The 21,429-nt window shown below is 68.1% G+C and carries 22 protein-coding genes and 1 pseudogene; 7 read left to right on the top strand and 16 right to left on the bottom strand.

Annotation, left to right across the window (positions count from 1 at the left end; genetic code table 11):
• Positions 1-61: 61 nt before the first annotated feature.
• The 3 genes from ABT127_RS18820 to ABT127_RS18810 are packed head-to-tail and all read right to left on the bottom strand — an operon-like array spanning position 62 to position 2,867.
• A complete protein-coding gene (locus ABT127_RS18820) occupies positions 62-787 on the bottom strand; it encodes a cupin domain-containing protein (protein ID WP_502971735.1) in 726 nt (241 codons plus the stop codon).
• Entirely contained in the window at positions 784-1,707 is a 924-nt protein-coding gene (locus tag ABT127_RS18815; protein ID WP_351450940.1) for a DUF6807 domain-containing protein, read from the bottom strand. Before ABT127_RS18815 ends, ABT127_RS18820 begins: the two co-directional genes overlap by 4 nt.
• On the bottom strand, positions 1,704-2,867 hold the full coding sequence (locus ABT127_RS18810; protein ID WP_351450937.1) for a Gfo/Idh/MocA family protein: 1,164 nt from the start codon (positions 2,865-2,867) through the stop codon (positions 1,704-1,706). Before ABT127_RS18810 ends, ABT127_RS18815 begins: the two co-directional genes overlap by 4 nt.
• Before the next feature lie 225 nt (positions 2,868-3,092).
• Here ABT127_RS18810 and ABT127_RS18805 point away from each other — a divergent pair, with 225 nt between their 5' ends.
• The 3 genes from ABT127_RS18805 to ABT127_RS18795 all read left to right on the top strand — a co-directional run bounded on the left by ABT127_RS18805 (position 3,093) and on the right by ABT127_RS18795 (position 6,132).
• The gene (locus tag ABT127_RS18805; RefSeq protein WP_502971734.1) at positions 3,093-4,136 is read left to right on the top strand and encodes a LacI family DNA-binding transcriptional regulator; all 1,044 of its coding nucleotides are present in this window, start codon (positions 3,093-3,095) and stop codon (positions 4,134-4,136) included.
• 89 nt (positions 4,137-4,225) lie between these two features.
• The gene (locus tag ABT127_RS18800) at positions 4,226-5,236 is read left to right on the top strand and encodes an SPFH domain-containing protein (RefSeq protein ID WP_351450934.1); all 1,011 of its coding nucleotides are present in this window, start codon (positions 4,226-4,228) and stop codon (positions 5,234-5,236) included.
• Complete coding sequence (locus tag ABT127_RS18795; protein WP_351450931.1) at positions 5,233-6,132, top strand: NAD(+)/NADH kinase; 900 nt, start codon at positions 5,233-5,235, stop codon at positions 6,130-6,132. Before ABT127_RS18800 ends, ABT127_RS18795 begins: the two co-directional genes overlap by 4 nt.
• A gap of 25 nt (positions 6,133-6,157) precedes the next feature.
• Here ABT127_RS18795 and ABT127_RS18790 read toward each other — a convergent pair whose 3' ends face one another.
• The 3 genes from ABT127_RS18790 to ABT127_RS18780 all read right to left on the bottom strand — a co-directional run bounded on the left by ABT127_RS18790 (position 6,158) and on the right by ABT127_RS18780 (position 10,786).
• Positions 6,158-6,901, bottom strand: coding sequence for a S1 family peptidase (locus ABT127_RS18790; protein ID WP_351450928.1), 744 nt, complete (start codon positions 6,899-6,901; stop codon positions 6,158-6,160).
• Between the two features lie 512 nt (positions 6,902-7,413).
• Positions 7,414-8,640, bottom strand: coding sequence for a ricin-type beta-trefoil lectin domain protein (locus tag ABT127_RS18785; RefSeq protein WP_351451217.1), 1,227 nt, complete (start codon positions 8,638-8,640; stop codon positions 7,414-7,416).
• A 169-nt stretch (positions 8,641-8,809) separates the two neighbouring features.
• Positions 8,810-10,786 carry a discoidin domain-containing protein gene (locus ABT127_RS18780; protein WP_351450925.1) on the bottom strand — a complete coding sequence of 659 codons (1,977 nt, stop codon included), beginning with the start codon at positions 10,784-10,786 and terminating at the stop codon, positions 8,810-8,812.
• Between the two features lie 243 nt (positions 10,787-11,029).
• On the opposite strand from ABT127_RS18780, the gene ABT127_RS18775 reads away from it, so the two are divergent.
• Positions 11,030-11,299: a DUF3253 domain-containing protein gene (locus ABT127_RS18775; RefSeq protein ID WP_351450922.1), complete on the top strand. Its 270-nt coding sequence runs from the start codon at positions 11,030-11,032 to the stop codon at positions 11,297-11,299.
• 318 nt (positions 11,300-11,617) lie between these two features.
• On the opposite strand, the gene ABT127_RS18770 is transcribed toward ABT127_RS18775, so the two are convergent.
• The 3 genes from ABT127_RS18770 to ABT127_RS18760 form a co-directional block, all read right to left on the bottom strand.
• On the bottom strand, positions 11,618-13,120 hold the full coding sequence (locus ABT127_RS18770; protein ID WP_351450919.1) for a metallophosphoesterase family protein: 1,503 nt from the start codon (positions 13,118-13,120) through the stop codon (positions 11,618-11,620).
• Between the two features lie 147 nt (positions 13,121-13,267).
• Positions 13,268-13,591, bottom strand: a complete 324-nt coding sequence (locus ABT127_RS18765) for a transposase (RefSeq protein WP_351450917.1) — start codon at positions 13,589-13,591, stop codon at positions 13,268-13,270.
• 80 nt (positions 13,592-13,671) lie between these two features.
• Positions 13,672-14,256 (bottom strand): DinB family protein, encoded by a 585-nt coding sequence (locus tag ABT127_RS18760; RefSeq protein WP_351450914.1) that lies wholly within the window; start codon positions 14,254-14,256, stop codon positions 13,672-13,674.
• Positions 14,257-14,261: 5 nt separating this feature from the next.
• Here ABT127_RS18760 and ABT127_RS18755 point away from each other — a divergent pair, with 5 nt between their 5' ends.
• Positions 14,262-14,390, top strand: a complete 129-nt coding sequence (locus tag ABT127_RS18755; RefSeq protein ID WP_351450911.1) for a hypothetical protein — start codon at positions 14,262-14,264, stop codon at positions 14,388-14,390.
• 51 nt (positions 14,391-14,441) lie between these two features.
• Here the strand turns inward: ABT127_RS18755 and ABT127_RS39340 are convergent, their stop codons facing one another.
• The 6 genes from ABT127_RS39340 to ABT127_RS18725 form a co-directional block, all read right to left on the bottom strand.
• A complete protein-coding gene (locus ABT127_RS39340) occupies positions 14,442-14,600 on the bottom strand; it encodes a hypothetical protein (protein ID WP_502971733.1) in 159 nt (52 codons plus the stop codon).
• Positions 14,601-14,724: 124 nt separating this feature from the next.
• Positions 14,725-15,207, bottom strand: a complete 483-nt coding sequence (locus ABT127_RS18745; protein WP_351450908.1) for a hypothetical protein — start codon at positions 15,205-15,207, stop codon at positions 14,725-14,727.
• Between the two features lie 168 nt (positions 15,208-15,375).
• Positions 15,376-17,658, bottom strand: a complete 2,283-nt coding sequence (locus ABT127_RS18740; RefSeq protein WP_351450905.1) for an RHS repeat-associated core domain-containing protein — start codon at positions 17,656-17,658, stop codon at positions 15,376-15,378.
• 135 nt (positions 17,659-17,793) lie between these two features.
• A complete protein-coding gene (locus tag ABT127_RS18735; protein WP_351450902.1) occupies positions 17,794-17,985 on the bottom strand; it encodes a hypothetical protein in 192 nt (63 codons plus the stop codon).
• A gap of 75 nt (positions 17,986-18,060) precedes the next feature.
• Positions 18,061-18,438 carry an RHS repeat-associated core domain-containing protein gene (locus tag ABT127_RS39335; protein WP_502971740.1) on the bottom strand — a complete coding sequence of 126 codons (378 nt, stop codon included), beginning with the start codon at positions 18,436-18,438 and terminating at the stop codon, positions 18,061-18,063.
• A gap of 434 nt (positions 18,439-18,872) precedes the next feature.
• Entirely contained in the window at positions 18,873-19,367 is a 495-nt protein-coding gene (locus ABT127_RS18725) for a hypothetical protein (protein WP_351450900.1), read from the bottom strand.
• Positions 19,368-19,582: 215 nt separating this feature from the next.
• Here ABT127_RS18725 and ABT127_RS18720 point away from each other — a divergent pair, with 215 nt between their 5' ends.
• Complete coding sequence (locus ABT127_RS18720) at positions 19,583-19,867, top strand: hypothetical protein (protein ID WP_351450897.1); 285 nt, start codon at positions 19,583-19,585, stop codon at positions 19,865-19,867.
• 160 nt (positions 19,868-20,027) lie between these two features.
• Here ABT127_RS18720 and ABT127_RS18715 read toward each other — a convergent pair whose 3' ends face one another.
• Positions 20,028-20,375: a hypothetical protein gene (locus ABT127_RS18715; RefSeq protein ID WP_351450894.1), complete on the bottom strand. Its 348-nt coding sequence runs from the start codon at positions 20,373-20,375 to the stop codon at positions 20,028-20,030.
• A 285-nt stretch (positions 20,376-20,660) separates the two neighbouring features.
• Between ABT127_RS18715 and ABT127_RS18710 the strand changes: the two are divergent.
• A pseudogene (locus ABT127_RS18710) lies at positions 20,661-21,425 on the top strand (transposase family protein).
• Positions 21,426-21,429 lie beyond the last annotated feature (4 nt).

The raw sequence follows: 21,429 nt of genomic DNA, 5'->3' as shown, positions 1-21,429 counted from the left end.
CTCCTGGTGGGTGCGGGTGCGGAGAGGAACGGAGAGGGAGCGGCGTGCGGTGGGGCGCGCCTCAGATGCCGGGGTAGACGTCGAGCCGGCCGCACATGCCGAACCGGCCGCGTGCGGTGGGCCCGGTGGCCGTGACCGCCGCGTGCGCCAGGTGGTCGGTGCGTCCCTCGCGCAGCGCCCCCAGCTGGGCCCCGGTCGCGGACGCGGCCGCCTGCGCGCCGTCGCGCCAGCGCTGTTCGAAGGCGTCGAGACGCGGCCGGATCAGCGCCGCGGCGGCCCGCTGGAACGCCTCCAGGGGCGCGAGGTCTCCCTCTTCGGTGGCGGCGCGCAGTTCCAGGAAGCGGCGGGTCGCCAGGTCCCGGCGGGCCCGCGCGACCTCCACCTGTTCGGCCTCGGGGACATCGCCCGGGATGCGGACCGCGTCCGCGTAGGTTTCGGGGTCGGTGAGCAGGTGCTGCGGGAGGGTGAGCACCGCGTCGCCCGCCTCGGGCAGACCGCTGTTCTGCATGACGACGGTGATCTCCAACTCCCCGTCGTTGACGAGGCGGTGGATCGTGCCGGGGGTGAACCAGGCGACGGTGCCCGGCTCCAGCGGGGTCTCCTCGTAGCCGGACAGGGTCAGGGTCTGCACCCGGCCGCGCCCACCCACGACCACGTACCCCTCGCTGCACGCGAGGTGCAGGTGCGGGGTGCCGCCGCCGGGCAGGCCCTCGACGGTGGGCCAGTCGTACACGCGCAGCCGCGAGAGGCCGACCGCCCCGGGGAAGCCGTCGTGAACGGCGCTCACCACGCGGTCCCCGCGATCCGCTCGGCGACCTGCTCGCGGTCCCAGGCTCCGTCGGCGACGGTCACCCGGTAGGAGCGGGTGAGCGTGTCGCCGGGGGCGAGGACCAGTTCGTCGTGGAACGCCCAGGAGGGGGCGACCGCGGCGAACGGGTCGCTGCGCACGAACCAGTGCGCCGGGTGCGTCCCCTTCTCCCCCGCGTGGTCGTTGCCCGCCGCGTGCTCGAAGACCAGCGTGGCGTGGCCGTCGCGGCCGTCGTGCTCGCCGACGTACGCCAGCCAGGGGGCCTGGGTTCCCATCAGATCGCCGCTGTCCGCCTCGGCGCTGAACACCCGGCCGTCGCGGAAGGCCCGCGGGCCGCGCCAGAACAGTCCGGTGTACCCGGCGGCGGGGCGGCCGTGGGTGGTGGGGCTGCCGAAGCGCAGCGGCTCGGCTCGGCGGTTGGTGATGGACGAGGTCCAGGTCAGCGACCAGGAACCGGCGGCGGCATCGAGGTGGGAGACCTCCAAGCGGCGCTCCTCGTCGGCCCACAGCTCTCCGTCGTACGGGTGCCAGGTGAGGCGCTCGGCGATCACGGCACGGTCGCCGGCGGCGTCGACCTCGTCGAAGCCGACGTGCGCCATCGAGCCGATCCTCTCGTGCAGCGGGAGGTATCCCTCGCCGTGCACGTAGGAGTTGCCGCCCCACAGGTTCTGGCCCGAGAGGTGGGAGGCGGTGAGCTGGAGGCCCTTGTGCCATCGGTGGTCGTTGGGCCGGTAGTCGGTGACCAGGGCGCCGGACAGGGTGCGGATCGGGTGGAGGTAGGGCTTGGGCGCCTCCCACGCGGATTCCGGGCGGTACACGTAGGCGAACAGCTCGGTGCCGGTGGGTTCGTGGACCACCGTGATGCGGTCGCCGTGGGCGTGGGTGAGTGCGAGCGTCATGCCTGGACCTCTTCCGTGGGGGCGTCTTCCGTGCCGACTCCGGCGGGCGCCCATCCGGGGGCGTCGCCGTGCAGGGCGGTGTAGTAGGGGTCGCCGGGGCCGATGTCACCGGCCCGGACCGTGGTGTCGGTGAACGCGGACTTGTAGAGGGCGGTGATGAACTCCAGCGTGCGGCGGCCGCCCTCGCCGCTGGTCGGGTGGCGCCGCCCTGCCCCGATGTCGTCCACCAGGGCGCGGAGTTGGGCCAGGTGGGAGCTGGGCTCGTCGGTGCCGAAGTCGCGCCAGGCGGCGGCCTCCTCGTCGGTGACACCGGGGGCCGGGGTGATGCGCCAGTCGGCGTTGCCGTAGCCGTACAGATGGGTCAGTTCGATCGTCGCGCGCTCGCAGTCGATCCGGATGCGGCTGACCTCGTCCGGGCTGAGCACGCTGTTGACGACCGTGGCGACGGCTCCGTCGGCGAAGCGGACCTGGGCGGTGGAGACGTCCTCGGTCTCCACGTCGTGCACGAGCCGGGCCGCCATGCCGCGCACCTCGGACCAGGGCCCCATCAGGTCGAGGAGCAGGTCGGTCTGGTGGATGCCGTGGCCCATGGCCGGGCCGCCGCCCTCGGTGGCCCACCGGCCGCGCCAGGGAACCGCGTAGTAGGCGGTGTCCCGGTACCAGGTGGTCTGGCAGTGCGCCACGAGCGGCCGTCCGAAGGCGCCGTCGCGCAGCAACTGCCGTACGTGCCGGGCGCCGGAGCCGAAGCGGTGCTGGAAGACGATCGAGGCGTACGGCGCGCTGTCGGCGCCTCCTTCGGCCGCCTCGACGGCGTCGTAGTCGGCCAGCGAGGGGCAGGGCGGCTTCTCGCACCACACCCACGCACCGGCCCGGAGTGCGGCCACGGACTGCTCACGGTGCACGGCCGGCGGGGTGCACAGCACCACCAGGTCCGGCCGGACCTCGGCGAGCATCGCGTCGAGGTCCGTCGACGCGTACGGGATCGCGAACTCCGCGGCCAGGGACCGCACCGCGGCGTCGTTCACGTCGACGGCGGCCACGATCTCCGTCCCGCCCTCCTCGGCGAGCGTGCGCAGCGCGGGCAGGTGGCTGCCGCGGGCGATCCCGCCGGCGCCGACCACGGCCGTGCGCAGCGGAGTCTTCGGACCTTGCGGGGACATGACGGACCCTCTCGTCGGACGGGCGGACGGATCGAGCTGGCGGAGGAGCGCGGACGAGCGACCTCGACAGCAAGCGCTTGCCATGAATGCGTTCCAACGTTGTAACCGCCATGTCTCCGCAGGGTCAACCCTCCGGACAGAAACAACTTCACGTCATCGCCGCTCTCTCACAACACCCCTCTGAGCATGCATAATCTGCAAAAACTCCAGGAAGGGGGCGGGTCGGTGCGGGCAGTGACACTCAAGGACGTGGCGGAACTCGCGGGGGTCTCCATCAAGACGGCTTCCAACGTTGTACGCGAGGCGCCGAAGGTGGCTCCGGCGACCCGGGAGCGGGTGCTGCGGGCCGTCCGCGACCTGGGGTACCGCCCCAACCCCTCGGCCCGCCGGCTGCGCACGGGACGCAGCGGGCTGATCGCGCTGGCGGTGCCGCAGCTGACGACGCCCTACTTCGCCGAACTCGCCCACCACGTACGCACCGAGGCGACGGCGCTCGGGCTGACCGTCCTCATCGAGGAGACCCTCGGCGACCCGGCGGAGGAGCTGCGGCTCGCGACCGGGGTGAGCGCGTCACTGCTCGACGGCGTGATCCTCTCGCCCCTGCACGTCTCGGCGAGCGAACTGGCCCCGGTGGCAAGCGAGGTGCCGCTGGTCCTGCTCGGCGAGCGCAGTTACGAGGGTGAGCGCGTCGGCGCTGACCACGTCCTGATCGACAACGCGGGCGCCGCCCGGGACGCGACAGCCCATCTGATCGGCCTGGGCCGGACCCGGATCGCCGCGATCGGCTCGGACCGCAAGGGTTCGGCGACGAGCCGCCAGCGGCTGGCGGGGTACCAGACGGCGCTGCACGAGGCCGGCCTGTCCTTCGATCCCCGACTGGCGCCCGCGATCGGGGAGTTCGACCGGCCCAACGGACTCTCCGCGATGCGCACCCTGCTCTCGCTTCCGCCCGCAGACCGCCCGGACGCGGTCTTCTGTTTCAGCGACACCCTCGCCGTGGGCGCCCAACGTGCGGCATTCGAGGGCGGATTGAGCATCCCCGACAACATCGCCCTGATCGGCGTCGACGGATCGCAGGAGGCCGTGTACTGCACTCCCTCCCTGACGTCCGTCGTCCCCGACAAGGCGGCCATCGCCTCCTTGGCCGTACGGTGCCTCGCCGCCCGGATCAAGGCCGAGGGGCCGCTCCCGTTCGAGGTCCACACGGCTCCCCACGCACTCGAGGCCCGCGAATCGACGCTGGGCGTCCGCGTGGAGGTGATGCCGTAGAACTTCCGCCCTCCTTTCTTTTGTCGTCTGCTTGACGACAAGCGGCTCCCGATTTAAAGTCAGAATGACTCTAACGGGAGGGCTTCGTCATGGCAGACATCACCAAGCGGTTCGGCTGGCGCCACCTGCGCACCGCACCGACCGCGCACGTACGCCACCACCGCTCGGGGCAGCTGGCCCACGACGGTGCCGGCCTGAGCTTCTGGTTCCGTCCGCTGTCCGCCGCGATCTCGGAAGTCCCGGTGGACGACCGCGAGTTGGCGATGACGTTCCACGCCAGAACGGCGGACTTCCAGGATGTCGCCGTGCAGGCCACGGTGACGTACCGGATCGGCGATCCCGCGGTCGCCGCCGAGCACCTGGACTTCTCCGTCGACCCGGACTCCGGCGTCTGGCGCGGCGCTCCGCTGGAACAGCTGGCGACGCTCCTCACCGAGACCGCACAGCAGCACGCGCTCGACGTGCTGGCCCGCACGACGCTGGCGTCCGCCCTCGTCGACGGGGTGCCCGCGGTGCGGGACGCCGTCTCGACGGGGCTGAGCGAGGAGCCGCGGCTGCCCGCCACCGGAATCGCGGTGGTCGCCGTCCGCGTGATGGCGCTGCGCCCCGAGCCCGAGGTGGAGCGGGCTCTGCGCACCCCGGCCCGGGAGCGCATCCAGCAGGAGGCGGACAAGGCGACGTACGAGCGGCGCGCGGTCGCCGTCGAGCGCGAACGCACCATCGCGGAGAACGAGCTGGCCAGCCAGATCGAACTGGCCCGCAGGGAGGAGCAGTTGGTCGAGCAGCGGGGCGCCAACACCCGGCGCGAGGCCGAGGAGCAGGCGGCCGCCGACGCCGTACGCGTCCAGGCCGAGGCCGACCGCAAGGTCCGCCTCGCCCGCGCGGAGGCGGAGGCCGCCCGGGAGGCCGGTGAGGCACGGGCCCAGGCGCAGGCCGCCTGGCTGCGTGTGCACGGCGAGACGGACGTCGCGACGCTGCACGCGCTCACCGGCACCCGGCTCGCCGAGAACCTGCCGCGGATCGAGAGCGTGACCGTCTCCCCCGACGTGCTCACCGGCCTCCTCGCCCGGCTCGGCACGGACGGCGGGCAGTCGGCATGAGCCTCGCGCCCCGGGCCGTCCTGGTCCATCGCACCACCGAGTACGAGGAGTTGGTGGCGCACCACGGGACGCACGGACAGGCGGCGTTCTTCCTCTCGTCCCGGGGCCGTGACATCGCGGAGGTCGCCGAGCGGCACCACCGGGCGCAGCGCGCGCTGACCGAGGCGGCCGCCGCCGTGCCGCTGAGCTGGCGGCGGGCGCAGGTGGAGCGCGCGGATCTGGACCGGTTCCTGTTCGCGCCGCAGGACGTGGTGGTCGCGGTCGGACAGGACGGGCTGGTGGCCAACGTCGCCCAGTACGTCGGCGACCGGCCGGTCATCGGCGTCGACGCGGACCCGGGGCGCAATCCGGGGGTGCTGGTGCGCCACCGCTCGGCGGACGTCGCCCGGCTGCTGCCCGCCGCGCTGGACGAGGGGCGCGGCGTCGACGAGCTGACCATGGTGGAGGCGGTCACCGACGACGCGCAGCGGCTGGTGGCACTCAACGAGATCTACGTCGGCGCGTCCGGTCACCGCACCGCCCGCTACCGCCTGGGCCTCGACGGCGACAGGGGTGTCGTCGAGGCCCAGGCCTCCTCCGGGGTGCTCATCGGTACGGGGACGGGGGCGACCGGGTGGATCCGGTCGGTGTGGCAGGAGCGCGGCGGCGCCGGGGCGCTGCCCGGTCCGACGGACGACCGCCTGCTGTGGTTCGTCCGCGAGGCGTGGCCCTCACCGGTCACCGGGACCCGGCTCAGCGCGGGCGAACTGACGGCGCGGGCCCGGCTGTCGCTGACCGTGGAGTCGGAGCGGCTGGTGGTCTTCGGCGACGGCATGGAGGCCGACGCGGTCGAGCTGACCTGGGGGCAGACGGTGCGGGTCGGGGTCTGCGCCGAGCGGCTGCGGCTCGTCGGCTGAGCGCATCGCCCGCCCCCTCTGGGGCTCAGCGCCGGATCACGGACCGGATCCAGGACAGTTGCCGGGAGATGTCGCCGGCGCCGGCCGTCGCCTCGCGGTCGGAGCCGAAGAAGACGCCGAGGAGCCTCTCGGTGCCGCGCGGCCCGACGGTCATCACCGGTCCGCCCGAGTCGCCGCCCGCGGGGATGCCGGCGACCTTGCCCATGCAGAAGTCCGAGCCGCCGGGCACGGTGTAGCCCTCGCAGCGCGGATTGTCGGGCGATAGCACGCGCAGCGTCGACTCCCTGAGCACGGGCGACTGGCAGCGGTTCTCGTCGTCGGTGCAGGTGGCGCCCCAGCCCAACTGCCGCACCACGGTGCCCGGCCGGGCCGGGACGGTGGACAGGCGTGCCACGCGGACGTTCATCGGCTGCACCTTGACGAGCATCATGTCGGCGTCCGCGCTGCCCACGCGCCGGCCCGGCAGGGGGTGCACCACGGTGCCCTCGCGCACGTCGAGCGCGCCGACGCGGAAGGTGATCCGGCGGTCGGCGACGGGCTCGGCCTGTTCGTAGAAACAGTGCGAGGCGCTGATGATCCACTGCCGGGCGATCGCCGTCGCGGTGCACTCGGGCTTGCCGTCGACGAACATCCGGACCGCCCACGGCCCGTACGTGCTCCGCGCTCCGCCGATCACCGCGGCGGCCGGTGCGGCTGTGGCCACGGCGCCGGTCAGCAGCGCCAGGACGGCCGCCACCGTCCCACCGATCCGACGCGCCCTCGTTGTCATTCTCCTCATTGACCCGACTTTGGCACGGGACGGGACAGTTCAGGGTGATGCGGGGCCGCGGCGGCAGGCTGTCCCACGGGGGACCGCTGCGCAGACCGGTCGGGTCGGGAGCGGCTGTCTTCGGTCATGGTCAGCAGTCCCTGTCGTTCCGCGACGCGGACGGGCCGGGGAAGGGAGGGCGGAGGAGCCGTCCCGTTCACCACACCCCAACAGCCCGGCCTTCGTCGGCGTGGGCCCCGGCGGGACCGGAGGGACGGGACCCCGCGGGTCAGTGCCCCTCTCTTGCGGCCCGCAGGCTGACCGAGTCGATGGCGCACCTCGACCGGTCCAGCTCGCCCGAGCGCCGGGCTCGTCGCGGATGACGCGGTGGAGCCGAGCCCGGACACGGTCCCGACTCCACTGGGCGAAGCGCCGGTGGACGGTGGGCCAGGCCGACCGGAACGCTTCGCCCGCCCTTGTCGGCCTCGAGCCCTCAAGGCCAGGGCTTGGAGCTGGGCGACCCTCCGCTCCGGTCAGCCCACCGTCCATTTCTGGTTGGCGCCGCCGGAGCAGGTCCAGATCTGGAGTCGGGTGCCGTTGGCCGAGTTGTTGCCGGTCACGTCGAGGCACTTGTTCGCCTGCGGATTGACGATGTCCCTCGCGGAACTGACCGCCCACTTCTGCGCGGCGGTGCCGTTGCAGTCGTAGAGCTGGACCGGCGTGCCGTCGGCGGTGCCGCCGCTGTTCACGTCGAGGCACTTGCCCAGGGCGCGGATGGTGCCGTCGGAGCCTACGGTCCACTGCTGCGCGGCGGTGCCGTTGCAGTCGTAGAGCTGGACCGGCGTGCCGTTGGCGGAGTTGGCAGCGGCGACGTCCACGCACTTGCCGGCGAGACCCCGGATTGCGCCTCCGGTGGGAGCGGGCGTGTCGCTCGTGGTCACCGACACCGAGTCGACCACCAGCTGAGCGGGGAAGGCCGTGGAGCTGTTGGGATCACCCGGCCAGTAGCCGCCGACGGCCAGGTTGAGGATCAGGAAGAACGGCTTGTTGAACGCCCAGGTCTTGCCGCTCACGTCGGCAGGCGTACGCGTCTGGTAGACCACACCGTCGACCGACCACTTGATCGAGTTGGGTGCCCAGTCGACCGCGAAGGTGTGGAAGGCGTCGGCGAATGCCTGACCGCCTGGCAGCGAGTAGCCGGCTCCTACGCCTGCCGAGCCGGAGTAGCCGGGCCCGTGGATGGTGCCGTGGACGGTGGACGGCTCGAAGCCCACGTTCTCCATCACGTCGATCTCACCCGAGTTGGGCCAGCCGACCGATCCGATGTCGGTGCCGAGCATCCAGAAGGCGGGCCACATGCCCTGTCCGCGCGGGATCTTCATGCGGGCTTCGACGTGCCCGTACTGGGCGCTGAACTTTCCCGACGTGTTCAGTCGCGCCGAGGTGTACTGGCATGTGCCGTACCAGCACTGGTAGTTCGCCGGATTCTCCTTCTTCGCCGTGATCACCAGATGCCCCTGACCGTCCAGGGCCGCGTTGTTCGTGCCGGATGTGTAGTACTGGCGCTCGTGGTTGTTGACGTTGTCGCCGGTCTCCAGCGTCCATTTCGACGAGTTGACCGCGCTGCCGGCGGCACCGTCGAAGGTGTCGGAGAACGTCACGGCAGCGGCGGCTTCCGAAGGTCCCGCGTGGGCCATGCCGGTGGCTGCGGAAGTGACCAGAACGACGGATAAAGCACCGAGCAGGGATCTGCGGAGCAAGTGGAGGGGTCTCACGTCTCAGTCCTTCCTGTGCGGTCGGGCACGAATGGGCCGACCGAGGTGGAGGTGAAGGCGTTTCATCTGTTGATTTAAGAAGTGAAGTAAGTGAGCGTCAAGATGCTGGTCCGGACCATCTGGCTGCCCCACGATCCGGCGCATTTTCAGGTCCTCAGGTGGCGTACACGCGGAACTCGGAGATCTGTCCGGCCGGCCAGCCGGTGTTGGCGGTGAAGACGAGCCGCAGATGGCGGGCGGTCGTCCCTCCGGGCAGGGTAAGCGTGACGGAGTTGCCACTCGCCGGATTGAACGTGCAGGCCGTGGCGGATCGCAGGGTGCTGAACGATGCACCGTCGGAACTGCCCTGTACGGCGATGGTCTGGGCGCGGGTGGCCCAGGCGTCGGCCGGGGGCAGGGCCAGGACGAGGCGGCCGACCTGGGTGGCGGCGCCGAGGTCGACCTGGAGCCACTGAGGGAAAGCGCCGTTGATGCTCTCCCAGTACGTGCCCGGGTTGCCGTCGACGGCGTTGGCCGAACTGTAGGTCTGGGTGTGGCCGCTCTCGGTCGTCGGGCGGTTCAGAGCCAGGTTGTCGGTGGCGGGCCCGGTGGTCGTGGTCGCGGTGACGCGGTTCGAGGGCTGTGAGACGTTCCCCGCGGCATCCAGTGCCTGCGCGTCGAAGGTGTAGGACGTCGAGGCGGAGAGTCCGGACACCGTGAACGAGGTGGCGTTCGCGTCTGCGGTGCCGATCGGGGTCGCGGTACTGCCGGTGATCCGGCGGAGCCGATAGCTCGTCACGCCGACGTTGTCGGTGGATGCGGTCCACGCCAGTGCCACGGTGGTCGCGGTCAGCCCGGTCACCCGTACGCTCCCGGGGGCGGTCGGCGCCGCCGTGTCGCCGTTGTTGACGGTGGGCGGGGTGGGGCGGGTCGCCGTGAGCGCGATCTGGCCCTTCAGCATTCTGCCGCCGTCGCCGGTGAGGCGAAGGTAGTAGTCGGAGGAGCAGGCGGTCCCGTCCTCGTCGAGTGCGAGGAAGCCCGACCCGGCCGGCACCCAGGCCTGGGATTCGGCGGTCTTCGCAATCTGATTGCCCTCGTTGTACTCGTCGAACATCGAGATGTAGACGCTCGGCACCCCGGCGCGGCCCATGTTGTAGAACTGTCTCCACATGAAGTCACCGTGAGCGCGCTGCCGGTCGCCCACGCCGCCGGGCAGAACGCACGGCTGGTAGTCGATGCCGTGCGCGGAGCACTCGGCGAGGTCGGGCACCGTCGCCACATTGTAGAAATTGTCGGCGTCCGCGAGGGTGCCGATGCGGCCGACCATCCATGGCGAGAGCATGTCGAATGCACGGTAGACACCGGTGAAGCCAGGACGGGAGTCGCGGTCGCCGGTCCGCCACCAGGTCGGCACCCCGCCGATCACGTAACAGCCCTGTGCCTTGAACCAGTTGACGACGTCCAGGCATGCGTCCGGGGCGAAGGGGCGCTGCGCGTCGTTGAAGCCGAAGCCCCATATGCACACCGCCGGCTTGCCGTTCTGCCGTGCGTAGGCGGACGAGGCCGTGTGGGCACGCATTTTGTTCGTCCAGTCGGCCTTGATGTCCGCCTGCATGGTCGTCCAGTCGGACACGTCGTACATCACGTAGAACTTGACGCCTTGCGACTCGGCGGCGCTCCGCACCTTGGCGGCCATCGCGTCGCGGGTCGGTCCTTCGCCTCCCGTGGGGTTGAAGCGTTGGAGTGCCGCGGTGTCGATGCCGTACTGCTTCATCCAGCGGAATTGCACATCCACGGTCGACTGGTCGTAGGAGGAGAACAGCGAGGCGCGCTGTCCGTTGCCGAGATCACCGAAGGCGGTGCGGTAGGTGGCCGGATAGTCACGCACATCGGGCCAGGCCACGATGGCCTTGTTGGTCGCCGACGGTGTCTGGCCCCAGTTCTGCGCCCAGTGCCACCAGCCGTTGATCGGAGCGCCGTCCCCGGCGCACGCGAACCATCCCTGGTAGCCCACGGTGACTTTCCCCACCACATCGCCGGGCTGGCTCGCGGCAGCAGCCGGTGCCGCGAGGGGGATCTGCCCCAGCCCGACAGCTCCGGCGACTCCCGCCGTGGTGACGGCCTGCAGGAGAGTGCGACGTGAGACGGTCATCCAGTTCTCCTTCACGGACGAATCGCCGCTTTGCAGCCAGACATGGGGCGTTGGCCGGGATGTCCGCGACGAGAGGGTGGCACACGGGAGAGTATTGACGTGAACATGAGAACGCAATAGTCGTTCATCACTCCGCAAAAAGCTCAGAAAGAAACGCAATAAGGCAGCGGCGCGGAAGGGACTCCGTGAGCGGGCGAAGCCTCATGCAGCGCGCCCTCACCCCGCCGGTGTGACCCTGAAGGCATGAGCGACACTCCGCGGGCAACCGATCGGCGACTGGAGCAGGCCATTCTTCGCCTGCTGGACCAGCGTGCCGGGCGCTCCATCTGTCCTTCGGACGCGGCCCGCGCGGTGTACGAGGGCGAGGACGAGGGCTGGCGCGACCTCATGGAGCCTGCGCGTCGGGCCGCGGCCCGGCTGGTCACGGCCGGGAAGGTCGAGGTCACTCAGCGGGGGCGCACCGTCGAGATCGACGGTGCGCGCGGCCCTGTCCGGATTCGCCGTCCACGGTAGAAACCTGCCGCGCTGACCCCGTGGGAATCGACTACGGGCTCCGCTGCGGGCGACAGCGGTGAGCACCTTCGAGAGGGGTCGTTGCAGATCGCCGGCTGGCCCAACAGGATTTCCACCGATCCCGGTTGGAGATCACCCGGGAGACGATGAGCGAGATTCCGTCCGCAGACGGACCGGTCACCGGACGGATGAGAGCGAGATCGGCAAGCCACTCGCATCCCGCACCGCGGGCCGAAAGCGCAGGTCAAGTGGCCGACCGGATGAGTTGATCATCATCCCGACTACGTCATCGCTGCCGGACCCGCGCCGGGCGCGGCGTCAAGACAGAGGGATGGTCACCTCGTCCTCGACGGGCGGATCGATCTCGTGGTCGAGGGTGCCGGTCGCCGAGTGGCAGCGCAGCCGAACTGAGGTCGGCGTGACATCGAGCCGCAGGAAGCACTTGAAGAACGGCGGGCTGTACGTCGCCGAACCCGGCGAGAAGAGCTGCGTGTAGGTCTTGCGCACCGGCAGCCGGAAGCGCGTTTTGCGGTCGGGGCGGCGGCCGGCGCCGAGGAGACTGGCGACCAGGCGGATGCGCCGGGTGACGCGAGCGGGTTCCTCCTGCGTGCGGGTCGGCGGGATGCCGAGCCGTTCGGCGATCACCGCCGTGGCCTCGGCCTCGGTCAGAGTGAGGAAACGGGGCATCCGCAGCCGGCGCCCGTACAGCCTGCTGTAGAAGGCCAGCGAGTCGCCGCGCAGCGGATAGCAGCGGAACTCGTCCTCGGTGACGTCGGCGACGGAGACTCTGGGGACCGTGTGCGTGGCGTGCATGAACGCTCCGCCGCCACCTGCGACGACGTACTGGATCGTGCGTCCGCCGTCCACCCGTACTGGATACCGCTGGTAGTTGTGGATGTCGCCGCCGATCGCCGCGACGTAGTGGTGCTCCGGGTCGCGCACGATGGCGTCCACCGTGCCGCCGCCCTCGATGGGGCACGGGTGGTGCTCCCCGTCCACGTACAGCGGGGACCCGGTCACCAGGATCTTGGGCCGCTCGCCGCGGGACACCTCGCGGAGCCAGCGTCCCTGTTGCTCGTCGACGGTGCCCAGCAGGCCCGTGTCGATGCCGATGATTCGTACCGGCCCGGCGTCGATGGCCCAGTACGGGCCTGGTTGGACAGCCTGTTGGGATGGCTCCGAGCGCAACTCCCGCGCCTTGGCGAGACGTTGCTCGTCGGTCCTGCCCGGAGAGTGCCAGAGCAGCGATCGGAACCAGGCCCGTGTCAGGGGGCGGGGCCGCGCCTCGGGCGCCAGCGGCGGTGCCTCGCAGAAGACCCGCATGAAGCCTTGAAGGCCCTCGTACCAGTCGTGGTTGCCCGGTATCGCGTAGATGGGCGCCGGGTAGTCGCGGTAGGGGCGGAAGAACTTCGTGCCGTAGTCGTCGGTACTGCCCACGGGGTAGATCACGTCACTGGCGAGCACGGCGAAGTCCGTACCCTGACTGACCTTCAAAAAGCCCGGCACCACGGCGTATTGGGGATCGTCGCCTTCACCGGTGTCACCGATGACCATGAACGAGAAGTGGTCGGCCTCCGTGCGGCGGACGACCGCGTCGGCGGGCGCGCCCGCGGCCACGGCCTGCTCCACCCAGCGACTACGGGTCCGGCCTGTCGGGTCCCCGAACCAGGAGGCGAGGACGCCGTTGCGGGCGGGCCACAGCGTCCTCGGGTCCAGCCACGAGAGCTTTTCCACCCGAGCGGGCATGAGCCCTTTGTACGTGCCGAGTTGGGAGGTTCCCCAGCCGGCGCCTTCTGGTGTGTCGCGTGAGGAATGAGCCACGGGTGCACGGTAACAACCGGTCCCCCGTGCACCCTGAGCAGGGGTCGGCGGCTCGTGCCGGGCTTCAGACGGCGGGTACCGGCCGAGCCTGGGGCCCACTCTCCAGCTTGCTGCCCTTCTTGCCGCGATCGACAGGGTTCGACACGGTCAGCGATCCCCTCTTTTGGCGCGAACGGAGGCCGCGTCGACGATCGCCGAGGTCCAGTCCACCTCGCCCCGGACCCCGAGTTCGTCCAGTACCGCCCGATGCAGCCGACGCCACAGGCCGACCTCGGTCCCTACCGTGAAACGGCAATGCGCGGTGGCGGAAGACGTGCCGAACGTCGACGGCAGATGTCGCCAGGCACAGCCGCTGGTCAGCACGTACATCACTGCGGTGAACACGGCCCGCTCGTCACGCGGAGCGGCCTGCCACCTTGCGGACGAGCAGCGAACGACGGCAGTAACAGGGCAACCAGCTCCCAGATGCATCAGGAACCAGACACCTCGACAGATCAGCACTCACGGCCGGCGTCATGCCGCTCGAACATCAAGTCACGTGGGACAGCCTTCTATGCCTTAACTGATGCGGCCGATCTGGCGGCCTGCTCAATCTTCGCGCAGTAGGCGGTGCGGGCTTCCTCATCGATCTGCATCTCGTGTTCGGGGCGCATCCCGGTCCGGCCGTCGACGCCTTCACGCAGGATGTCGGCATGCCCGGCATGCCGGTTGGTCTCGCCGAGGACATGCACCAATATGGCGAACAGATTCGTGCTGGGATAAGGCTCCGGCCACCACGGCACGTGGCCGGGGGCATCGAGGGCAAGCTCGTCGATCGTCGCGTCCGAGTGTTCCCACGTGCGCCGGTAGAACCCGATGATGTGATCGCGCGCCTCGTCCTCAGCCGCCCACAGATCGCTGCCGTCGTTCTCCTGCCACGGGGGCAGCGGTTCCGGGGACGGCCGGTCGAAGACCTCGCCGAAGTACCTGGCCTCGACGCTGGCCACGTGTTTGACCAGGCCGAGGAGGTTGGTCCCGGTCGCTGTCAACGGACGGCGGGCGTCGTATTCGGACAGGCCGTCGAGTTTCCAGAGCAGCGCCTTGCGGTCCCGCCGAAGTCTCCCGTGCAGGCTGTTCTTCGCGAATTCATCGATCATGCGGCATGAGCCTGTCATGGGCTACTCGTGGCCTCAAGATCCCGTACCTGGTCGACAACGGCCGGCGGAGCCGAAGCCTGGCCATGGCCGCCACCCTGACCTGCTGCAAGAAGCTCGCGGAACTTGCCACGTGAGACAACCTCTAACTGAACACCCCAGCTCAGAGACCTAACAACCAACCATGATCACCGGGCGCGGACATCCAGGACCCGCTCGTCACCCCCGAGAAGCTGATGGGCGACCGGAACACCGAAGAAGTCCGCGGACAACGCCTCGGCGCACTCCAGGCTGCTCTCCTGCACACCATGGCCCAGCACCAGCTCCAGACCTGCATCACCTTCCACCGCCGCACCATCGAAGCCTCCGCATACGCAGAAGGACTTCAGCGCGTAGCCCGGTGCAGCGCCTGGTGATGATGCCGAGGAAGAAACCCGGCTGCTGCTCCGATTCGCGATACGGCGCTATCAGTCACACGAACAGAGCGACAGCTAGAAGGAGCAACGACAGACCAGGTCCCAGATATTCAGGAAGTCCAGTAGTCACCACTCGAGACCTGGTTGCGCTGGGATCGAGTGGCGCCTGCTTCATTTTTAGTTCCAGTTTCCTCGCAAAGGCATCTCTGGACTTCTTTCCCAGGATTCCCGCATCGAAAGCAGCAACTGGCAGGCTGCCATATTCGCCACTAACCTTGAGCAAGATGGAGCGAACGCCCAAGATCTCCCTTATCTGACCGTAGGGGATGACGTGACGAGTAAAAATATTATTCACGCAGATACTAGAGTCCATGAGTTCAACATAAGGATTCAGATGCAAGCGCCAGACGATGTACAGCATGAAAGGGAGGGGCGCCAGGAACATTGGGAACTCGCGCCAAGAGAATTTATCTTGCGAGCCCTGCAAAAGTATTTCAAATCCTAGCAAGGCCAAACATACACTTACGGCGACCATCACTTTGCCGCGTTTCCTTACCCGCCTCATGGGTAACCTTTCTGTGTTCATGAAGGCCCTCGTCGTGCGCCCATGGAAATGGGCGCACGACGAGGGCTCCGAGAGTTTACTTCACGGAAGCATCCAGCCGAACAGCCTGCGCATCGGGCCAGTGGGAGCCGTGGCGCCCTCTTACATGAAGTTCACGAGGGGTCTCGCGAGCCTGGACATACCGGGTATGTAAGGGAAAGCGACCTCTACTGTGGACGTCACAGCTCCGTATATATCGTGTCTGCAGGCGTGAGCGCTGTCGCTATGACATGAGTCCATGGCCTGCAGAATCGATGATCCAGCGCTGACGCCTCCTCCAACCTTTCCAGCTATGATCAGAGCTTCTGCGGGTCCTGCAGCGCATGCCCCCTCTGTTTCCAGCGTGCAGGCTCCGGCCGCGACGGTCGCAGAGTAGTTGAGCCCCTGCCCAAAATCGCCGACTGTTTCGATCGTTTTTCGATTATCGTGAAGGAAATCCCAGAACCCTTCTTCCTTCCTGTTTTTTGCCTTCTGCTGCTTGGCTTTGTACTTGGCCTCCATTTGCTTACGGACAATCTCGGCGTAGCTGAGCTGCTTCTTGGTGAATTTTGTTACGCCGCGTCCCTTCACGTACGTGTACTTCGTGCCCGACGCTTCCTGCGCGTAGTAGTTGACTGAAGGTTTGCCGCCCTGGTCCCGCGTGACCTGTTCGTAGTTCTTTCCGAATTCGACCTTGGTGACGTCGGCGGTGCTCTTTCCGTAGGAGCAGCCGTACTGGCCGGATGGGCATTCTGGGTAGGCTTGGCCGGTGGGGTCGGAGTAGGTGACGGGGTTGTTGTTGGCGTACTGGTAGGCGTTGTGTTGGGCCGGGTCGTCGGTGGTGAAGAGTGGGTCTACCGAGAGGAATCTGCCGGTTTCCGGGTCATATTCGCGGGCTCCGAGGTGGGTGTACCCGGTGGGGTCGCTGGTGCCGCTGAGGAAGCCGCGGTCGCCGGGCCATGCGGTCGATCCGGTGCTGGTGCGCTCGCCGCCGAAGGGGAGTTGCTTTCGGCGGGTGACGGCCTGGCCGGTTCCGAAGGCAACGGCCAAGAGCGCGGTGCCCTTCTGGTCGGCGAAGAGGAACTGGAATCCTGACGCGTTGCGTACGGCGATGTTTTCGCCGTTGTGGGTGTAGTAGCGGGTGGCTTGCTTGGCTCCGGCGCTGGTGACGGTCAGTTCGTTGCCGGCGGGCAGGTAGGCGGTGGTGGAGCCGTCTGCTTGCTTGGTCAGCATCCGCTTACCGTTGGCGTCGTAGAGGTACTCGGTGCTCTTGCCGTTCTCGGTGACCTTCTGCAGGTGTCCTTCCGGGTCCCAGACGAGCTTCTGCGGGTGGTCGCCTCCGGTGCGGGTGGCGGTGTTGCCGGCGTCGTCGTAGGTGTAGGACTCGGTGCCGGCGTCGTCACCGCCGGTGGTGATGATGCTGCCCATGGCGTGGGCGTGCGTGTTGGCCGCAGTGGCCTCTGCGGGCTTGTAGGTGCGGTTGATGGTGTCCGCGCCGGTGGTGGTGGCGTGCTGGACAAGGCCGGTGCGGTTGCCGGCGTCGTCGTACTTGTAGCTCTGCCAGTAGGAGTCCGGGCCTCCCACTGTGCTGGTGGTGGGTGCGCTGGTACAGGTGTCAGCGTGGTCCTTGGCGGTCCACGCCTCGGTCATGCGCCGTAGGGCATCGGTGGCGAAGCACTGGGTGTCGTAGGTGGTGGCGGCGTCCTGGCCGGCGCTCTCGGCGATGCGGGTGACGTTGCCGGCAGGGTCGTAGCTGTACTGGGTGTCGTCGATGCGTAGGGCTACCTCGCCGGCGATGGTGCGCTTGGTGAGCTGACCGGTGTGTTCGTCGAAGACCCGGTCGTCGTAGACCTTGCGTCCCAGAACGCCGTACTCGGTGCGGCCGGCTCGGCCGAAGACGTCGTAGTTGACGGTATTGACCAGAGTGACCGCTCCCGCCGTGGTTTTGATGGGCAGGTTGCCCTCGCCGTAGACGGTGGTGACGCGCTCGGAGGGAAGGTTGCCGAGGGCGGGGTTGAGGGTCCATTCCTGGGCGCCGGTGTACGAGTTGTATCCGAAGGTCCAGCTGTAGCTGCCGGCGAGGCCTCCCGCGCCGACGGGCAGGGTGCTGGTGCTCTTGGTGACCTGGTAGCGGTCGTCGTAGGTGTCGATGCTGTTGGTGTAGGCCTGGCCGTCGATGTAGCGGGTGTCCGAGGAGAGTTGTCCCTTGGCGACGGTGTCGTAGGACCAGGCCGCGCGTACGGTGTCGCCCTGCTTGAGTTCGGTGGTGCGGCCGAGGTCGTCGTACTTGTTGGTCAGGGTGACGTTGCGGGCGTCGGTACTGGTGAGGGGACGGTCGTTGTCGTCGTAGGTGGTGGTGCTGGTGCCCTTGTCCGGGGCGACGGTCAGGAAGACGACCGCGTACACGCCCCGGTCTGGCCCCTGGCCCAAGACTGCAGCTCTTGCCCGCATGATGGCGACGGGAAAGCAGCCGAGGACTGGTCGCGGTGGGCGGGGGAGCATGGGCTCGCTCCCCCACCCGTTGGCCCTCGCGTCAGGGCACTACATCTGGTTCCTTTTGTTCATTCGCGCCGCGACCCCTCCCCAGCCCAGGAAGAAGAGCGTCAACGCGAGGAGTGTCAGGCCTCCAGCGATCATCCCCAGGAACAGCAGGACAGTTGACAGCGTGATTCCGAGTACGCCGAAGACATAGGTCGCGGTCAGCAGCCTCTTGGACAGAGCTTGTCGTTGCATGGACACTCCCACTTGGCGCACTCTGCGTGTTCCTTTCCGAATACCGGGGCATAGTCGAAGCCGCCCGGTGGCTGATCAGCTGAAGGGCATCGCGGCAATCTGACTACCCGCCCAGCTTGCTCCGTAGCAGCCGAGGGCGAATCCCGCCGAGGCGCCGAGCGTTAGAGGCGCGGCCAGCACCATGCTTCCGCACGCCGCTGCTATACCCCCACCCACTACTGCGCCCGCTACGTCACCCCACAAGGCCTTGGTGTCACCTTCTGCCAGATGGACTCCTGCTTGAACAAGATCACCAACCGGACCCAGCGCATCCACCAGCGCAAGCCCACTCGGGTCGATCTTGTTGACGGGATCGCCTGCCGCGTAGAGGTAGGGGTTCTGTTCCTGGCCGGAGTGGTCGGGCTGAGTGAAGCGGCCGATGTTGGGGTCGTAGTAGCGGGCCTGGTAGTGGATCAGGCCGGTGGTGTCCTTGTAGCCGCCGGCGAAGCCGTAGGGCTGGGCGATCTGCTCGCTGCTCGCGCTGCGGGTGACGCCGCGGGGGCGTACGTGCTGACCTTCGTGCCGGACTCATCGGCCACGCCGATGACGGAGCCGATGGCGTCGGTCAGGTAGCAGTACGTCTTCCCACTGCGGGTCATGGAGTTCAATGTGCCCCGGGTTCGCGGACAAATCCCGTGTCGACAAAGTCGGTTGAGGCTCCCACGAGGCCGATCGGCCCGTTGTGGAAGTAGGTGTCGCCCAGGCGGATGCGCTCACTCTGGTCGGTCGAGGCGTACTGGCCGGTCAAGGTCTTGCCGCCGACGGTGAGCTGGCTGTGGTCCGTCCACTTCTCGCCGGTGCGGGTGCCCTCAGGGGTCGAGGCGGCGGCGGTTTCGTTTCCGGCCCTGTCATAGGGGTCGTTCCAAACCCTGGTTCTCGCTCCTTCGACCACTCATTGCGAGAGACCAGCGGTCTTGAATGACAGCCTGCTTCCGCTCAAGCTCCGCATCCCTCATCCGGTTGGTGAAGGTCCCCGGAATCGTGAGCGAACGCCTGCCACCTCTGACGATCCGCAGGTCCGACCAGATTGTGCTCCGCAACAATCGCTGCCGCCTCTCGATCCCGGCTACCTCGCTCCACGGAATCGATCCTCTGCTGAAGAGGGTGCGGAACTCCAGCCCCGCCGTGGTGAGGAGCCCCCGGCCATAGATCGAGCTCATCGCGCTCAAACCCACTGCCACCGAGAAGACCCCGAACATACCGACCAGCCACCATCCACCCGGCCCACGTTCGGTCAGACTCATCGCCACCATCGCAGCGGACAGTGCAAGCGTCACGATGCCGTTCCGCCACCAGTACCTTCGGCGGTCATCAGAGTTGAAGCCGATCCAGACATCTGGCATGACCACGATGCTACCGACAAGCAGACGAGCTACATGCCGGAGGTGTGTCACCCCTCGCGTTGCGGCCAAGCGGCATCAAAGAATCGGCTCTGGCACACCTTGTGTGGCCGGTGGCGGAAAACAGCGGAGTTGCCTTTCTCGACGGTCCGGGGGGGCAGGTGCTGGATGGGAGGAGTGCTCAGGTGGCTGAGTGCGGAGCCCCATAGGATTGGCGGGTGAACGAGGACTATCCGTTCGAGAACGGCCACAACGTCTCATGGGAGCTGGAAGGATTCGGCCCCGATGAGTACCTCTGCTCGTCCGTCACGCTGACCCGTGAACAGTTCCTGCAGGTCAGGGGGCTGTTTGAGCTTGGCGACGACGAGTGGATGCTGGCTGGTTCCTATCCGGTTCCTGCCGAGGTTCAAGGACCTTTGCACGCGATCGTCGAGACTGCACCGTTCGAGGATGGAGTAGACTACTTCCTCGGGGCTTACCAGGACCACTCCTCCGGGTTCTGAGCGTTCGCTCCACCGTGACGTCTGCACAGTCCGTGACAGCTCCACAAAACCTGTGTCAGAGCCTGAGAATGGACAGCAGATGTTCACGACTTCGGGAGGCACCGGAGCCATCGAGAAATCAAACGTTGAATCTCCGACCCAGGAGGCGGCCTGGACATGCTCAACGGTCGCCCGTGTCCGGGGGCATAGGACGTGGCAGTGGCTGCCGCCAGTCGCCCGACTTCGCGAGGAGGAACCGACGGGCGAGAGAACGGATGTCGTCCCACGCCGGATCCGTGGTCAGGGCGGTGCCCCAGAGGCCGACGCGGCAGGTGGCGTCGATCTCGCCGAGGCGCCGGCCGATGGCCCGGAGACTAAGCATTCCGTCGGACTCGAAGGCCCCGCACTCCGCGAGTTCTTCGGACACACGACAGAGCAGCTCCACCTCTTCGACGGCGTCCTTCGTCTCCAGTTCACGCTCGCCCAGCCAGACAAGTTGATCTCGGGCCTCGGCTACCAGGAGAGCCATGAAGCGCAGCGTCCAGGTACGCAGAGGCGCTTCGCCAAGATGATTCATGGTTCTAGGATCCCCCCTGGCCGCCGCAACCGTGTTCGATGGAGCGGAGGGCGTCATCGGCCGGCGGCGTGCTCGCGGACGTTGAGGCGCGGGCACTGCACCGCGATCGAACAGAGCCAGACGACAGTGAGCCTGTTCCAACCTGCCGGACTAGCTTGCTCGTTGGGCTGACAGCGCCAAGAAGCCCCTGGTAGACGGGTTTTCGACCAAGAGAACCGGATCCACCAGAGGCTTCACGTGCTCGTCTACCGCTCCGGCATCGACCTGTCCAGCTTCACCTTGCGCCTCCTGGCCCGGCCAACTGCGCTCGCGGCATCGACAGCAGGGCACGTGGTGGCGGCGCCTGCCGCCGGGCCACCAGGCACTGCTGGTCCTGGCCCACCTGCCCAAGGGCGATACCTAGCCCAGCTCGCCGCCGGATTCAGCATCGGCACCGACACGGCCTACCGCTACATACGCGAGGCGATCGAAGTCCTGTCCGTCCTCGCCCCGACGCTCCAGCAGGCCATGGACGAGGCCCGACGCAAGGCGTTCCTGATCCTGGACGGCACGCTCCTGCCGATCGGCCGAATCGCTGCCGACCGCCCGTACTACTCCGGGAAACACAAACGCCATGGAATGAACGTGCAGCTCATCGCCCATCCGCACGGCAAACTGCTGTGGATATCGCCTGCGTTGCCCGGTGCCACCCAGGACCTGACCGCCGCCCGCACCCACGGAACCGTGGAGGCGCTGAGTGCCACCGGGCTGACGACCTGGGCCGACCGCACGTACCAGGCGGCGGGGCAACACATCCGGGTGCCGATCCGCGGCCGGAAACTCAAGCGGTGGCAGCGCCGCCACAACACAACCCACGCCAAGATCCGCTGCGTCGGCGAACAAGCCGTCGCCACACTGAAGGGCTGGCGAATCCTCCACAAGATCCGATGCAGCACCAACCGAATCACCGACCTTGTCCGAACCGTCCTCACACTTCATCTGGCCAGGTCAACGCCAAGATGAAATG

The organism is Streptomyces sp. NPDC001904, assembly GCF_040297005.1.
In the GTDB taxonomy this organism is placed as follows: domain Bacteria; phylum Actinomycetota; class Actinomycetes; order Streptomycetales; family Streptomycetaceae; genus Streptomyces.
The sequence above is the reverse complement of the archived record's forward strand: the minus strand, read 5'-3'. Positions and strand labels throughout refer to the sequence as shown.

Bases quoted from the DNA above. Each gene is read 5' to 3' on its own strand.
- ABT127_RS18815 (WP_351450940.1), bottom strand. From the start codon at position 1,707: ATGACGCTCGCACTCACCCACGCCCACGGCGACCGCATCACGGTGGTC.
- ABT127_RS18810 (WP_351450937.1), bottom strand. From the start codon at position 2,867: ATGTCCCCGCAAGGTCCGAAGACTCCGCTGCGCACGGCCGTGGTCGGC.
- ABT127_RS18800 (WP_351450934.1), top strand. From the start codon at position 4,226: ATGGCAGACATCACCAAGCGGTTCGGCTGGCGCCACCTGCGCACCGCA.
- ABT127_RS18795 (WP_351450931.1), top strand. From the start codon at position 5,233: ATGAGCCTCGCGCCCCGGGCCGTCCTGGTCCATCGCACCACCGAGTAC.
- ABT127_RS18790 (WP_351450928.1), bottom strand. From the start codon at position 6,901: ATGACAACGAGGGCGCGTCGGATCGGTGGGACGGTGGCGGCCGTCCTG.
- ABT127_RS18780 (WP_351450925.1), bottom strand. From the start codon at position 10,786: ATGACCGTCTCACGTCGCACTCTCCTGCAGGCCGTCACCACGGCGGGA.
- ABT127_RS18775 (WP_351450922.1), top strand. From the start codon at position 11,030: ATGAGCGACACTCCGCGGGCAACCGATCGGCGACTGGAGCAGGCCATT.
- ABT127_RS18765 (WP_351450917.1), bottom strand. From the start codon at position 13,591: ATGCATCTGGGAGCTGGTTGCCCTGTTACTGCCGTCGTTCGCTGCTCG.
- ABT127_RS18760 (WP_351450914.1), bottom strand. From the start codon at position 14,256: ATGATCGATGAATTCGCGAAGAACAGCCTGCACGGGAGACTTCGGCGG.
- ABT127_RS18755 (WP_351450911.1), top strand. From the start codon at position 14,262: ATGAGCCTGTCATGGGCTACTCGTGGCCTCAAGATCCCGTACCTGGTC.
- ABT127_RS18735 (WP_351450902.1), bottom strand. From the start codon at position 17,985: ATGCAACGACAAGCTCTGTCCAAGAGGCTGCTGACCGCGACCTATGTC.
- ABT127_RS18725 (WP_351450900.1), bottom strand. From the start codon at position 19,367: ATGCCAGATGTCTGGATCGGCTTCAACTCTGATGACCGCCGAAGGTAC.
- ABT127_RS18715 (WP_351450894.1), bottom strand. From the start codon at position 20,375: ATGGCTCTCCTGGTAGCCGAGGCCCGAGATCAACTTGTCTGGCTGGGC.